This window comes from Acinetobacter sp. AS167, from assembly GCF_037152175.1.
In the GTDB taxonomy this organism is placed as follows: domain Bacteria; phylum Pseudomonadota; class Gammaproteobacteria; order Pseudomonadales; family Moraxellaceae; genus Acinetobacter.
In genome coordinates this window covers 390,713-404,170 of the sequence record NZ_JBBCMP010000002.1, presented here as the reverse complement: position 1 = coordinate 404,170, position 13,458 = coordinate 390,713, and the positions used below count along the sequence as shown (strand labels likewise).

Sequence of the window (13,458 nt, the reverse complement as noted above, 5' to 3'; positions counted from 1 at the left end):
AGAATATTATGGCTGTAAAACTTTTATGGTATCTCACCTCTCCTGATGGTCCCTATCCTTGGTTGGAGTCGGGACGCTGGGATACCGATTATGAACATTTACAACAAATTGCAATTACCGCAGATCGTCTGGGGTTTTACGGTTCACTCATGGGTACAAGTGAGTATGAAACACTGGCAGTTGCTGCGAGTTTAATTCCTTTTACTGAGCGCCTGAAGTTTTTGGTGGCGCAGCATCCAGGTGAAGTTCAACCCGCAGTTTTAGCCAAATATGCACAAACTTTTGACTCTTTCTCTCAGGGACGTTTGTTGTTTAATGTGGTCAATGGCAATGATCAGGGACTTGCCGCATTGGGTATTCATTATTCACATGATGAACGCTATGACTTTAGTAAAGAATACTGGAGCACATTTCAACAGAATTATTTAGGCGATAAATCTGGCTTTCAGGGTGAGTTTATTCAAGTTGCTCCACGTCAAGAGGGGGCTTCACCGATGTCAAAATGGCATGGGGCAACCCAAAAACAAGGCGTACCGCTGTGGGGAGCTGGCACATCAGCCAAAGGGGTACAACATTCAGTGGAATTGCTGGATGTGTATTTAAGCTTTGCCAACACACCGCCGCTGCTGGGAGAAAAATTCAGTAAAGTTGCAAAAGAAGCCGCTAAAGTTGGACGAACTTTGCAGTATGGAACTCGCTTACAAATTATCGTTCGTGAAACCGAAGAAGAAGCGTGGCAATACGCGCAGTCTCTACTCGATAAAATTGATGTGAATTATGCGATTGAAGCTGTAAAACGTCAGCTTCCACCCAATGAAACTTTCGAAAGCTATCAGAGTAGTAACCCGATTGTTCAAAAAAATTTAGAACGCTTACGTCAGGGGATATTACCTCAAGCTAAAGACTTTGAAATTTATCCAAATATTTGGACAGGGCCATCACTGTTTGGTTTTGATATCTTAAATCCCGCTGCGGGGACCGCATTGGTCGGGAGCGCTGAAAATATTGCTCAACGTATCCAAGAATATGAAAGCTACGGTACATCTGCATTTATTTTGTCAGGTTTTCCTTTAATTACGGAAGTTTATCGTGTTGCAGACTTGTTGTTTCCTTTACTTGAGCTCGATCATGGTTTTGAGTTACCGAAGTTAAAAAAATGCTCGTCTGTAGATTCTCTGTTGAATCAAGAAACTGTGGTTTAAAAGGAGAATCCTATGAGTAAAATTACGCGCAGAGTATTAATTAAAAATACGGGTTTAGGTCTAGGTACGATTGCAGCAGCAAGCCTGATTGGGTGTTCTCGTTCCGATTCCTCAGCATCAAATGAAGCTGCTGCACATACAAGCCAGCATACCACACCGCAAAAAGGTGGAGTGATCAAAATTGGGGTGATTAATGGTAATCAAGCTGGAAATTTAGATGCCCATAAGCCGATTGGGATGTCGAGTGCCTTTAGAGGTTGGCCGTTATATGCCAAATTATGGGAATGGGGGCGAGATATTCAACCTAAATTGGCGCTTGCTGAATTTGCAGAACCCAATGAGGATGGCACTAAATGGACGATTCGGCTAAAGAAAGGGCTTGAGTTTCATCATGGTAAAACCATTACAGCCGATGATGTCATTTTCTCTTTACGTCGTTTGACCGATCCTAAACTGGCGTCTCCCTTTGCGGCTTATCTGTATTCACTACAGCGCGATGCGATTAAAAAGCGGGATGATTACACCGTTGAAATTCCATTTGCTCAAGGCAAAGGCTTAGTAGCCCTACCTGAAGCATGGATGAGTTGGGGCGGTATTGTTCCAACAGATTATGACCCAATCAAGAATGTCGTCGGAGCAGGCCCGTTTAAGCTAGAAAGTTTTACCCCAGGTCAACGTTCCCGTTTCGTACGTTTTGAAAATTATTGGAAAGACAATCAGCCTTATGCAGATGCCATTGAAATTATAGATTTTAAAGAGCAAACCGGGCGTCTTGCTGCTTTGCAATCAGGGCAAATTGATATTGCATCAGGTATTAGTGCCGAGCATTTATCTTTGATTCAAGCCAATAAACGACTGAGTGTTGTTTCATCTGAAACAGATGCTTGGCAATCCTTCGATATGAATACCACTAAAGCACCGTTTAATGATCCTCGTGTCAGACAAGCATTTCGTTTGATTGCCAATCGGGATGATTTAGTGAAACGGGCATTGGCGGGTCAAGGACGAATTGCCAACGATCTGTATTCATTTAGTGATCCTGTTTATAACCATGAAATTCCACAGCGTAAGCAAGATTTAGCCAAAGCTAAAACACTATTAAAAGCTGCTGGTTTTGATCAAAACTTAAAAGTTGATTTATATACAGGACCAGATAGCAATGCCGCCTTGGTGTTTGCGCAACATGCAGCGCAAGCTGGCGTGATTGTAAACGTTAAACAAGTTGAAGCTGCAACATTTGCAGATGCAGTCAAACAAGATTGGGCATTGAGTACAGGTTCAAATGTTTCTCGTCCATTTTTATTGACGGTATTGCAGATTGATGGACCCGGTGCAGCCAATAACAAAACCCGTTTTAATCAAGCCCGTTTTACGGAGCTGGTGCATCACGCATTGCAACAGCCTGATCTGGAAAAACGCAAAGTTCTGGTGCATGAGGCACAGCAAATTCAACATGAACAAGGTGGCTTACTGATTTGGGGTTTTAACAATGTTTTAGATGCACATTCTCATCAGATTGGTGGTGTAACACCTGATCGAACCGGTTTTGCAGCATGGCGAACTGATGAGTTTTGGCGTAAAGGGGAGTAATGATGACGACTCAAGCCAGCAAAATTGAAAGCTCGATTCAACATCCAGCTATCGCCAAGTCGTTTGAATTTCCTGCATGGTTACCTTGGTTTTTGACCCGTATCGTGTCAGGAATTTTAGTGATTTTTGTGATTAGTTTAATTGTATTTATCGCGACTCAAGCGCTTCCATCTGACCCTGCGCGGGTCATTTTAGGGCCAGAAGCACCAGAAGCTACGGTTCAAATACTGCGTGAACAATTGGGGCTGACTCAACCGATATTGGTGCAATACTGGAATTGGCTGACTCAATTATTACAAGGTAATTTTGGACGCTCAATTGATTCTAATGTACCTGTGTTACAGATTATTCAAAACTATTTTGGTAATACGCTTGCTTTGAGTAGCTTGGTAGTGGCAATCACTGTGCCGATTTCAGTTTTACTTGGGGTTTGGTTATCGCTACGTCGTGATAGCAAACTAGACCGAATCATTGTATCTAGCTCGATTATTTTTAAAGCAGTGCCCGGATTTGTCATTGCCATTTGGCTGATGATGTTGTTTTCAACTTCGATCATGCATGTATTACCTGCTGCATCATTGTTGATTCCTGGGCAGTCTCCGTTTAGCCAGCTAGAGTTTTTAATTTTACCCATTTTAACTTTAGCTTTATCGCTTATTCCTTATCTCATGCGTCTTGTGCGAGGCTCAATGATCGATGCCTTAGAGTCCGATTATGTCACTTCAGCACGATTACGTGGTATTCCAGAGCGTCGCATTATCTGGAAGCATGTTTTACCTAATGCTTTAGTGCCCGTGGTACAAGGCACGGCATTGACCATACGGGTTTTACTCAGTGGGGCTTTAATTATTGAGGTTGTATTTAGTTATCCGGGAATTGGCAATGCATTGAATGCAGCAATTGAAATGCGGGATATTCCTACGATTCAAGCGATTGTGTTATTGCTGACCATCTGTGTGGTGGTGGTCAATTTAATTGCAGACTTAATTACGACTTTACTCACACCGAAAATACGCACTGCAAAAAAACATAAAGCCCGCTCACCTGGTTTACGTCAGGCATTACGTTTATGGAAATCTGGCCGACCGATTACGGTAAAGCCTGTGGATCGCCGTAATGCCTTGAAGAATATCAATTCGGGAGAGGGAAAATGAGCACACTTCATTGGTATCAACGTAAGTTTTTTAAAGCCTTGATTTCTGAGCGACAAGTTCGTTTTGGTTTTGTAGTGACAAGCTTAGTTTTGATATTTGCGCTTATTGGCCCAGTGCTGGTTCCTTTTGAACCAACTGCCTTAGTGGGCATGACCTATGGTGCGCCTGAAGCACAGGCTTTTCTTGGCTATGACTATATTGGGCATGATGTTTGGTCTCGTGTATTAGCGGGTGGTGCTTCAATTATTTGGATGACCCTCGCTGCCAGTCTGGTGGCTTTAATTATTGGTTCCAGTTTAGGCATATTGGCTGCTTTTGCACGAGATAAAGTTGACCAGTTTGTGACTTGGCTGACGGATGTTTTTATGGCATTTCCTGATCTGATTTTAGTGCTATTAATCGTTTCGATGCTAGGGCGTGAGCCATGGCTGATTGTGCTCACTGTTTCGATTGCTTTTATTCCTGGGGTAGTACGTCTTGCACGAAGTGTTGCGCTAAATTTGGTTGAGCAAGAGTATGTAGAGGCCGCCAAAATTTTAGGTTACTCGAAAAGCTATATTTTATTCCGTGAAATCCTACCCAATATGCTGACACCCTTATTAATTCATCTTGGGGTGATGTTGACGTGGGCTGTTGGCATGTTATCTGGTCTGGCTTTTCTTGGTTATGGTATCGCACCTCCTGCAGCCGATTGGGGCCTGATGATTAATGAAAATCGTGCTGGGTTATTGGTTCAACCGTGGGCAGTATTTGCACCGGTGATTTTAATTGCTTTGTTTGCGCTGGGAACCAATGTGTTGGCTGAAGGTGTAGGGCGTGCCGCAGCACGGATTGAGGAAAAATCACCATGACAGAGATTTTAAAGAATACGGTACTACAGGTAAAAGACTTAACGGTGGCATTGGTCAACACAGGCAATCATGTGGTTTCGAATATTTCTTTTCATTTAAATGAGGGCGAAGTCCTTGGGTTGGTGGGAGAAAGTGGTTCAGGTAAAACCACATTGTCGAGTGCGTTATTGGGCTATGCACGACATGGTGCCAAAATTATTCAAGGCACAATTGCGCTGGATGGACAAGATATCCTCAGTCTTGACGATCACGCCTTGCGTCAAATTCGAGGTTATAAAATCAGTCACGTTGCCCAAGATCCGGGAACGGCACTAAATCCAGCATTAACCATTGGACAGCATCTACTTGAGTTATTAGAAGTCCATCAATTACGCTTATCCAGTAGTGAAAGAAATCATAAAGTTGCTAAAATTTTAGATGAAGTGGGATTGCCTCAGGATGATGTGTTTTTAAAGCGCTATCCTCATCAACTTTCTGGCGGGCAACAACAACGGATTTTATTAGCATTGGCATTTTTGTTACAGCCTCGCTTAATTGTCTTGGATGAACCGACAACAGCATTGGATGTTACGACCCAAACTTTAGTGCTGAATATTATTCGTAAATTATGTCGCGAATATAATGTCGCAGCAATTTATGTATCACATGATTTGACTGTGGTGAAAGATATTGCAGATCGCGTAATCGTCCTGTATTCAGGCCAGATTGCAGAAGATGCCGCATTAAGCCAGTTATTTGAAACGCCAAAACATCCTTATACCCAAGGTTTACTCAATGCCATCCCCGATGTGTCGATTCGTAAATATTTATCCCCCATCGAAGGACATGCACCCTCACCGAATGATCGTCCAACAGGATGTGCTTTTGCCGCAAGATGTACTTTCGCTAGCGAATTATGTCATCAACAGCAACCGAAATTAACCCTGTTATCTCAAGCATTTGATCCACATTTTGTTGCTTGTCATCATTGGGATGAAGTGAGCGTGATCAATTTTCAAGAGCTTGATCCGCATATGATTGAATTAAAAACAGATCAACAGGCACTGCTTAAAGTAGAACATATCAATGCTTGGTATGGCCAGCAACAAGCACTTTTCGATGTTTCTTTTCAAATACAGCGTGGAGAATGTTTGGCCTTAGTCGGGGAGTCTGGTTCAGGTAAAACCACACTGTCTAGAGTGATTGCAGGACTGAATGAAAATGCAGAAGGTCAGGTGATTTTAGCAGATGAAGTATTGTCCTTGCAGGGACAAAAACGTCAGTTAACACAACGACATAAACTGCAATATATCTTTCAAAATCCATATAAAGCCTTGAATCCAGCACATACCATAGGACAGACACTCACTAAAGTGGTTCAGCACTTTTTTGCTACATCTCAGCAAGAAACTCAACAAAAGGTCGTTCAGGTACTTCAACAAGTATCGCTTCCTCCACAGGTTCAAGAACTCTACCCAAGAGATTTATCTGGCGGAGAACGGCAACGTGTAGCGATTGCACGAGCGCTGTTATGTCAGCCTGATGTCTTGATTTGCGATGAAATTACTTCTGCTTTAGATGTCTCAGTACAAGCATCTATTTTAAAACTGTTGCAACAATTGCAAAAGCAAGGCGTAACTTTACTTTTTGTTACCCATAACCTTGGGGTAGTTAGAGCAATTGCTGATCGAGTTGCCGTTTTAAAAAATGGCCATCTGGTGGAATACGGTGAAACCGATCAAGTACTGAGTCATCCGCAACATGCGTATACCAAAACTTTGCTTACACATGCCCCCAGCTTATTTAAGACTACAGCACAGCGTATCTGTGCATAAAAAAAGAGATTTTCCGGAGTTAAAATGAACGATATTCAGCAACACAATTTTTTAGAATTGGGCAGTATAAGACATATTCAAAGTGAACAAGAAGCATTGGATATTGCCAAGGCAGTAGCAAAACAACTGACAGAATTTGCCCAAGATCCTCAATATAACAAAAGTGTTCCTTATGAACAGGCCCGCCTAATTTCAGAAGCAGGTCTGACAGCGATTATTGTTCCTCAACAATTTGGTGGTTTAGGTGCGAGTATTAGCACATTGGTCAATGTGGTAAAGATCATTTCATCTGCAGATGGTGGTGTGGGACAACTTCTACAAATTCATTTCACCATGTTTCGAGGAATTTTAACGGGTTATGAGGATGATATTCGCGATCAATTATTGCGTGATGTATTGAGTGGTAAACGTTTAGGCAATGCACTCGCAGAAGTGGGCGGAAAAGATAAATTTCAGCATAAGACTCGTGTAGAAAGAAATTCACAAGGGCAGTTAATCTTAAATGGCAGTAAATTTTATTCCACAGGCTCTTTATTGGCTGAGTGGATCTCTTTATTTGCAGGCAGTGATGATGGACCTGTTTCGATCTTGATTCATCGTGATACGCATGGGGTAGAACTGCTTGATGATTGGGATGCAATGGGGCAAAACAATAGTGTCAGTGGTACAGTCAATTTTAAAGACGTTATTGTCGATGAACGCTATGTTGCCAAGCGCAATACTGGTGGTTTAGGGACAGTGCTACGCACAGGTTTAACTTGGCCTCAGATTTTGCATGCAGCTATGGATACAGGTATTGCCAAAGGTGCACTTGAAGGGGGGATTGATTATTTGCAACAGAATGCTCGTCCTTGGGTGGAAAGTGGTGTCGACTCCCCGACACAGGAACCGCATATCATTAAGCAAATTGGCGAGTTTGCAGTTTTGGTCCGTTCAGCAGAAGCACTTTTAGATCGCTCAGCAGCGATTTTTGAGCAGCATTTAACCAATCTGGAAGATGAAGCTTTACAAACTGAATTGATTTTATCTGTGGCTGCCACACGGAGTCAGTCCGACCATGCATCTTTGAAAATTTCCAGTGAAATTTTTGGCTTACTTGGAGCAAGCTCTACTTTGTCAAAATGGAATTTAGATCGTTTCTGGCGTAATGCACGTACGCATACCACACATGATCCGATTCGTTGGCGTTTATATCATGTTGGGAATTATTATTTAAATAATATTCCACCTGGTGAATATAACTCTGTACTTTTAAAGAAACAGGCTGAAAATGTGACCAAATTTAAGTCATAATTTGAGTTCGATAAAAATATGCTATTCGTAAACCTCATCCACAACTGTTTGAGGCAGTACTTAATCGCATATTTTTTGCGATTGATTAAACGAGCTGATGGTGGGCAGTGAGTTTTACGGTGAGAAGCAGCACTCTGCAAGATGCTTTTCTTGCAAAGTTTGGAGTCTCATTTTCCCGGAACAAAAGTAGCGTGAGCCGTTGACTGATTCTGAGGCTAGGTAAGAGCTGGTTAAGAACTTCAGTAAGACGCCATTAAGATAATTGTTATTCATGAGCATAGCAGTGCTTTATGCGTTGAGAATAGTCAGAAGCTTTTGTATAGGGGGATGTCTTAAATTTGAAAGCTGAAAAATAAAAGGTTGTCATTACGACAACCTTTTATTTTTTCGTATTGTTAAGCCACTTGTGCATGAATAGCAATGTCTTGTGCTAGCCATTCACGAACATTAATTTGAGCTGGAATAAACTTCCAGCGATAGAGAAAGTCACTGAGGTCTTGTAAGGCAATAATCGATGTTTCATCAAAATTGGTATTCAGTTTGAGATGTGCATCTGCGCCATAAGCTGCATGAACCCATTGTTCACTGCTATTACATTCTTTAGCCAGATAGCGGTGAGTTTCATCTGCATGCACATGCGCCCATTGTTCAGCTTGTAAAACCGCATCGACAATGGATTGAGCTTGTTGTGGATATTGCGATAGAAAATCTTCATCCACAGTTAGTGTTCGAGGGGTACCATTATTTGAACGTAGGATAGGGTCGGGATGTGAACCAATATCAATAATGGTATGCAGGGCAAAATCATGGGCAATTTGTGCTGCATGTGCACCTTTTAAAAAGATGGCATCGACATCCCCTTTGATTAAAGCCACAATCTCTGCACTTGCGCTGAGTTTATTACGATTGCTAAAGAAACTCGAATCATTTTCTTCGGTATGATTTTGCTGTTGCGCCACTAATATATCAGCACGCAGACAATCCACCAGTTCCAGATCACTGACCTTAAGATTTACTGTTTTTAATGCATTTTCTAAACCGCGAATGGCTTGAGCACGAGAGAAATCGATGATGGCATCTTGATTGAGTGGGAGTCCAAAGCGTTTACCTTTTAAATCCTCAACCGTCTTAATTTGGGAATCATATCGAGTCAGCAGTAATTGGACTTCATCTGCCCAAGATAAACCGATGACTTTGGTTTTTTGTCCAGAAGCATATGCCCAAATTGCAGGAATACTGCCACCATGCCGAACTGAATTGGCAAGGGTATGGTTAAAATGTGAGTTACGAACCTCTTTTGAGTTCGATTCACGAATTGATTTAATTTCAATTTGTTGCTCAATAAATTTTTCTTTTAGCCAGCCTTTTTGAATCGAGATTCCAAGCCCTGTAGGAACTGGACAGCGTGTATACCAAAGTGTATTCAATGGTTGCATTTGAAGTGTTGTCATTGTGACATCCTGTTGTGATTTGAATGCTTTAAAGCAATATTGATGCCATTGTTTAACTTGTTGATATTTAAAATATATTTTTAATATCTATTTTTATGATGTTGATATATCAAATATTGTTGCAATAACAACAGATAACAAGTGTGGATGTTTTAAATCAAACATCTCATCAAACATGTTTTTTAAAAAAATAATATAAAACAGTAGATTAAAATATTTATGCCTTTGAAAAATTTGGCATAGATCTCGCAGTGAGCTATAGATCTTTAGTTGTTGTTTTATTTTTATGTTTAAAAATTATCCACTGCTGCGAAGTTTGGCCTTATATCGTTTTATGCCATTTCGCTTTGTATTGACGGCAACATTATTTGTCCTTGCCAATTTTGGCTTAGCACTACAGCAATATTCAATCGGACATGCGATTGATACGCTAAAACACAGCCAACCTGAACGTTTATTTCAACATGCTTTTACAGATCCGTTAAATCCGTGGTTTTGGTTTATTCTACTGACGAGTATCGCTTTACTTCGTGCAATTATTCAATATTTAGCAGGTTTAAGTGCCTTGACGATTGGACAGCAATTGTTAAGTATTTTAAGAGAAAGAATCTTTAGCCAAGTCCAGCATTTAGATGTTTCATGGCACTGGAAACACGGATTAGGTGAAGTTTTATCAAGAACTACCCGAGATTCAGATAAATTAAAAGAAGCTTTAATTAATTTTTGGCGACAAGTGTTTGAATCCAGTCTAGTGGTCGCCGCAACAGTTGGATTGTTGTGTTGGTATCATCCTTGGTTGGGGATCGTCCCGCTTATTTTTATTTTTCTAGGCCTAGCAGTGCTATTTAAACTGACCAATCAGTTGGTGGTGCTGGATCATCAAGTTGCCTATGCCTATGAAAAAGTCAGTGATACTTTGGCTGAAAGCGTCAATGGCATTCGAGTAGTCAAAGCCTTTCAACTTGAGGAAAAGCTCTTACAACGTTTTGATGCTGCAGTTGATAGCTTTATTCGTCATTCTATTCAAACCATTCGCACCAGCGCACAACGCTTACCGATTCCTCAAATGATTATTGCCTGTTCTTACTTATGGGTGATTGGGTTTGGTGGTTACTTAATTGGACAAAATCAATTACAGATTGGGCAATTTGTGGCTGCTGTACTTATGGCAAATTTATTGGTGTTTCGTATTGAAAGTATTGGACAGGTCTTACATATTTTTGCAGATGCACGTTCATCGGCAACTCGAATATGGCAAATGCTAGATGAGAAATCGGCAATTGTAGATGCTGCACATGCTTTGCCACTACAAGGGGATGCTGAAGGGGATGAAGGTTTAAATATTCGACTGGAAAATGTCAGTTTTCAGGATCGAAGCACAGAAAAGTATATTTTAAAACAGTGTAATGTTGAATTCCGAGCAGGTGAAATCGTCACCATTGTGGGGAAAACTGGAGCGGGTAAAACCACACTGATGAACTTGCTCAATCGTTTTATCGATCCAACGGCAGGGCAGGTCTGGATTGGTTCAGATCAACGCGGTTGGCTCAATCTTAAAGATCTGAGTTTGGTTAACTTACGTCATATGGTTCAGATTATTCCGCAAGATAATTTCTTTTTCTCAGGAACCTTGGCGGATAACTTAAAAATAGCCAAACAGGATGCGACTGAACAGGAGATGCGAGACGCGTTGCATTTGGCTTCAGCATCTGAACTATTACAGCGACTCGATGCTGGTCTGGAGACACCAATAGGGGACAAGGGAGTCACCTTATCGGGAGGGCAAAAACAACGGATTGCACTGGCACGGTCAATTTTAAAAAACTCGCCAATCTTGGCACTTGATGATTCAACCAGTGCTTTAGATTCCACTACAGAAAAACAGGTGTTACAGCGTTTATCAGGCTTGGCTGACAATAAAAATCAGCTCAAAAGAACCATTCTGATCAATTCAAATAAACAGACCACGATTTCTTTATCAGATCGCATTATCGTATTAGATCAGGGACAAATTCTTGCTCAAGGGAGCCACACAGAATTGCTCCAGCATTGCGTATTTTATCGGGAGTTGATGGGCTTTCAAAAAGTGCAACAGGAGATTCAAGCATGAATACCACGGTTAAAAATTTCCAACCGCTGACGAAAATCTCTGATCTGCAGATCGAAGAAAACTTAGCAAAAACCGCGCTACATCGCGGAATGTTAAAAAAACTCATTCCTTTGCTTTATCCGATTCGTTATTTAATTCTAGCCATGATCTCAGTAGAGATCTTACAAGTGCTGAGCATCTTTGTACGTCCATGGGCAGTCAAGTACATTTTAGATTCTGGATTTCAGCAAGTGGCTGGGAAACTGGTGTTGTATCAGCCAGTACTTTTTATAGCAATTGCTATTCTGGCATTCAGCTGGGTGTGTCGTTTTGGATTAGCGGGTATATCAAAATACTTGTCTGGAAAAGCGGCTTTAAGTGTCATTAATGATCTAAGACGTTCATTATTTCAACATATTCAAGCTTTAAATATTGGTTATTTTGATCGAACTAAAGCCGGCCGAATTATTTCACGAGCGGATCGTGATGTCGATACTTTAGAACCAGTATTGATACAAGGACCACCTGAACTACTTTCTGCGATTTTACGTTGCGGATTAGCATCTGTGCTTTTGTGGCATATTTATCCCCCATTTTTCTGGTGTTTATTTGCAACTTTGCCGATTTTATTGACAATGACTGCAATATTTAAAAAGTCATCACAACGGCATTGGGGACGGGTTGCCGAAGAACGCAGTCGATTTACTGCACATTTGGTTGAAACGGTAAATGGCGCCAAAATTATTCAGCAATTGAATTATAGTGAAACCAATCAACAGCGCTATCAGCAGCTCTTAAAAGATTTTAATGATTCTATTATTTATGGAAGTAAGCGGACCAGCTGGTTTGCCCCATTTACTGGATTGCTTTCGACAGTGGCAACCGCAGTTTTTATTGTGATTGGAAGTTATGCTTATAGTGAAGGTGTCATCAGTATTGGACAGTTTGCCGAAAGTATTTTTTATGTGTTTTTATTCTTGGCACCTTTACAGGAATTGACCGATTTATTTGAGCGTTATGCCAATGGTGCAGCGTGTGCACAACGGATATTTCTACTTTTAGATACCCAATCTAGCATTCAAGATGCACCACATGCGTTGAAATTAGGGCAACTTAACGGGCATATTCGTTTTCAGTCTGTACATTTTGCTTATACCACCAAAGCTGTTTTACAAAATTTTGATTTAGAGATCGACGCTGGAACGGTGGTTGCGATCGTGGGGCCTACAGGTCATGGTAAAAGCACGATCGTTCAGTTACTGACACGGTTTTATGAGCCTCAGCAGGGTGGGATTTTCTTAGACCGTTATCCGATACAGGATATTCATCTGGACAGTTTAAGACAAAATGTCAGTATTGTTTTACAGGACAATGTCTTGTTTAGCGGCACAATTTTAGACAATTTACGTTTAATTCAACCCGAAGCTACAGATCAACAACTGATTCAGGCGATTGAAGAACTTGGTGCAGATGATATTCTAGGACAGCTTCCTCATGGTTATTTTACTGAAGTTGGAACACTCGGAAAAAATTTAAGTCATGGGCAACGCCAACTTGTTTGTCTCGCACGTGCATATTTGGCTGATCCTAAAATTTTAATTTTAGATGAAGCGACCTCTGCGATTGATATTTATACGGAACAGAAAATCCAATATGCCCTTCGACGCTTATGTAAAAATAGAACCTGTATTGTGATCGCACATCGCTTAAGTACCATTCAAGAAGCAGACAAAATTGTGGTGATTGAGAATGGGGCTGTAGTTGAACAAGGTTCTCATGAACAACTGATTCAACAGCAACAATCTTACTATCAGTTGTATCAATCTTATTTACACAATCAACTTGTATAAGCTTATGCGCCACTAGCAAATCTGTGGTTTTATAAACATTTTTTCGAATCATTGTTTAAATATAAACAATGATTTTTTTATTTTTAATGACAAGTTTTTGATATTCAATAATAAAAATTTTGGCATTGGCTTTGCTATATCGGTGCAGATCGTTAAGGAAGCTT

At 40.9% G+C, this 13,458-nt stretch carries 9 protein-coding genes; 8 read left to right on the top strand and 1 reads right to left on the bottom strand.

The window, feature by feature from the left end; translation table 11 throughout:
* The first annotated feature begins 8 nt into the window (after positions 1-8).
* The 6 genes from WFN33_RS05170 to WFN33_RS05145 are packed head-to-tail and all read left to right on the top strand — an operon-like array spanning position 9 to position 7,904.
* Complete coding sequence (locus tag WFN33_RS05170; RefSeq protein ID WP_336951902.1) at positions 9-1,202, top strand: LLM class flavin-dependent oxidoreductase; 1,194 nt, start codon at positions 9-11, stop codon at positions 1,200-1,202.
* 12 nt (positions 1,203-1,214) lie between these two features.
* Positions 1,215-2,792 carry an ABC transporter substrate-binding protein gene (locus tag WFN33_RS05165; RefSeq protein ID WP_336951901.1) on the top strand — a complete coding sequence of 526 codons (1,578 nt, stop codon included), beginning with the start codon at positions 1,215-1,217 and terminating at the stop codon, positions 2,790-2,792.
* 2 nt (positions 2,793-2,794) lie between these two features.
* Positions 2,795-3,946, top strand: a complete 1,152-nt coding sequence (locus WFN33_RS05160; RefSeq protein WP_224965543.1) for an ABC transporter permease — start codon at positions 2,795-2,797, stop codon at positions 3,944-3,946.
* Positions 3,943-4,797: an ABC transporter permease gene (locus tag WFN33_RS05155; protein ID WP_336951900.1), complete on the top strand. Its 855-nt coding sequence runs from the start codon at positions 3,943-3,945 to the stop codon at positions 4,795-4,797. Before WFN33_RS05160 ends, WFN33_RS05155 begins: the two co-directional genes overlap by 4 nt.
* Positions 4,794-6,611 (top strand): ABC transporter ATP-binding protein, encoded by a 1,818-nt coding sequence (locus tag WFN33_RS05150; protein ID WP_336951898.1) that lies wholly within the window; start codon positions 4,794-4,796, stop codon positions 6,609-6,611. Before WFN33_RS05155 ends, WFN33_RS05150 begins: the two co-directional genes overlap by 4 nt.
* Before the next feature lie 24 nt (positions 6,612-6,635).
* Positions 6,636-7,904, top strand: coding sequence for an acyl-CoA dehydrogenase family protein (locus WFN33_RS05145; protein ID WP_336951897.1), 1,269 nt, complete (start codon positions 6,636-6,638; stop codon positions 7,902-7,904).
* 395 nt (positions 7,905-8,299) lie between these two features.
* On the opposite strand, the gene WFN33_RS05140 is transcribed toward WFN33_RS05145, so the two are convergent.
* Entirely contained in the window at positions 8,300-9,355 is a 1,056-nt protein-coding gene (locus tag WFN33_RS05140) for an ABC transporter substrate-binding protein (protein WP_336951896.1), read from the bottom strand.
* A 286-nt stretch (positions 9,356-9,641) separates the two neighbouring features.
* Between WFN33_RS05140 and WFN33_RS05135 the strand changes: the two genes are divergently transcribed.
* On the top strand, positions 9,642-11,465 hold the full coding sequence (locus WFN33_RS05135) for an ABC transporter ATP-binding protein (RefSeq protein WP_336951895.1): 1,824 nt from the start codon (positions 9,642-9,644) through the stop codon (positions 11,463-11,465).
* Complete coding sequence (locus WFN33_RS05130) at positions 11,462-13,294, top strand: ABC transporter ATP-binding protein (protein ID WP_336951894.1); 1,833 nt, start codon at positions 11,462-11,464, stop codon at positions 13,292-13,294. Before WFN33_RS05135 ends, WFN33_RS05130 begins: the two co-directional genes overlap by 4 nt.
* The last annotated feature ends 164 nt before the right edge of the window (positions 13,295-13,458 follow it).

Excerpts from the sequence above, each read along its gene's own strand:
- WFN33_RS05160 (WP_224965543.1), top strand. The coding sequence starts at position 2,795 with ATGACGACTCAAGCCAGCAAAATTGAAAGCTCGATTCAACATCCAGCT.
- WFN33_RS05135 (WP_336951895.1), top strand. The coding sequence starts at position 9,642 with ATGTTTAAAAATTATCCACTGCTGCGAAGTTTGGCCTTATATCGTTTT.
- WFN33_RS05150 (WP_336951898.1), top strand. The coding sequence starts at position 4,794 with ATGACAGAGATTTTAAAGAATACGGTACTACAGGTAAAAGACTTAACG.
- WFN33_RS05170 (WP_336951902.1), top strand. The coding sequence starts at position 9 with ATGGCTGTAAAACTTTTATGGTATCTCACCTCTCCTGATGGTCCCTAT.
- WFN33_RS05145 (WP_336951897.1), top strand. The coding sequence starts at position 6,636 with ATGAACGATATTCAGCAACACAATTTTTTAGAATTGGGCAGTATAAGA.
- WFN33_RS05165 (WP_336951901.1), top strand. The coding sequence starts at position 1,215 with ATGAGTAAAATTACGCGCAGAGTATTAATTAAAAATACGGGTTTAGGT.
- WFN33_RS05155 (WP_336951900.1), top strand. The coding sequence starts at position 3,943 with ATGAGCACACTTCATTGGTATCAACGTAAGTTTTTTAAAGCCTTGATT.
- WFN33_RS05140 (WP_336951896.1), bottom strand. The coding sequence starts at position 9,355 with ATGACAACACTTCAAATGCAACCATTGAATACACTTTGGTATACACGC.
- WFN33_RS05130 (WP_336951894.1), top strand. The coding sequence starts at position 11,462 with ATGAATACCACGGTTAAAAATTTCCAACCGCTGACGAAAATCTCTGAT.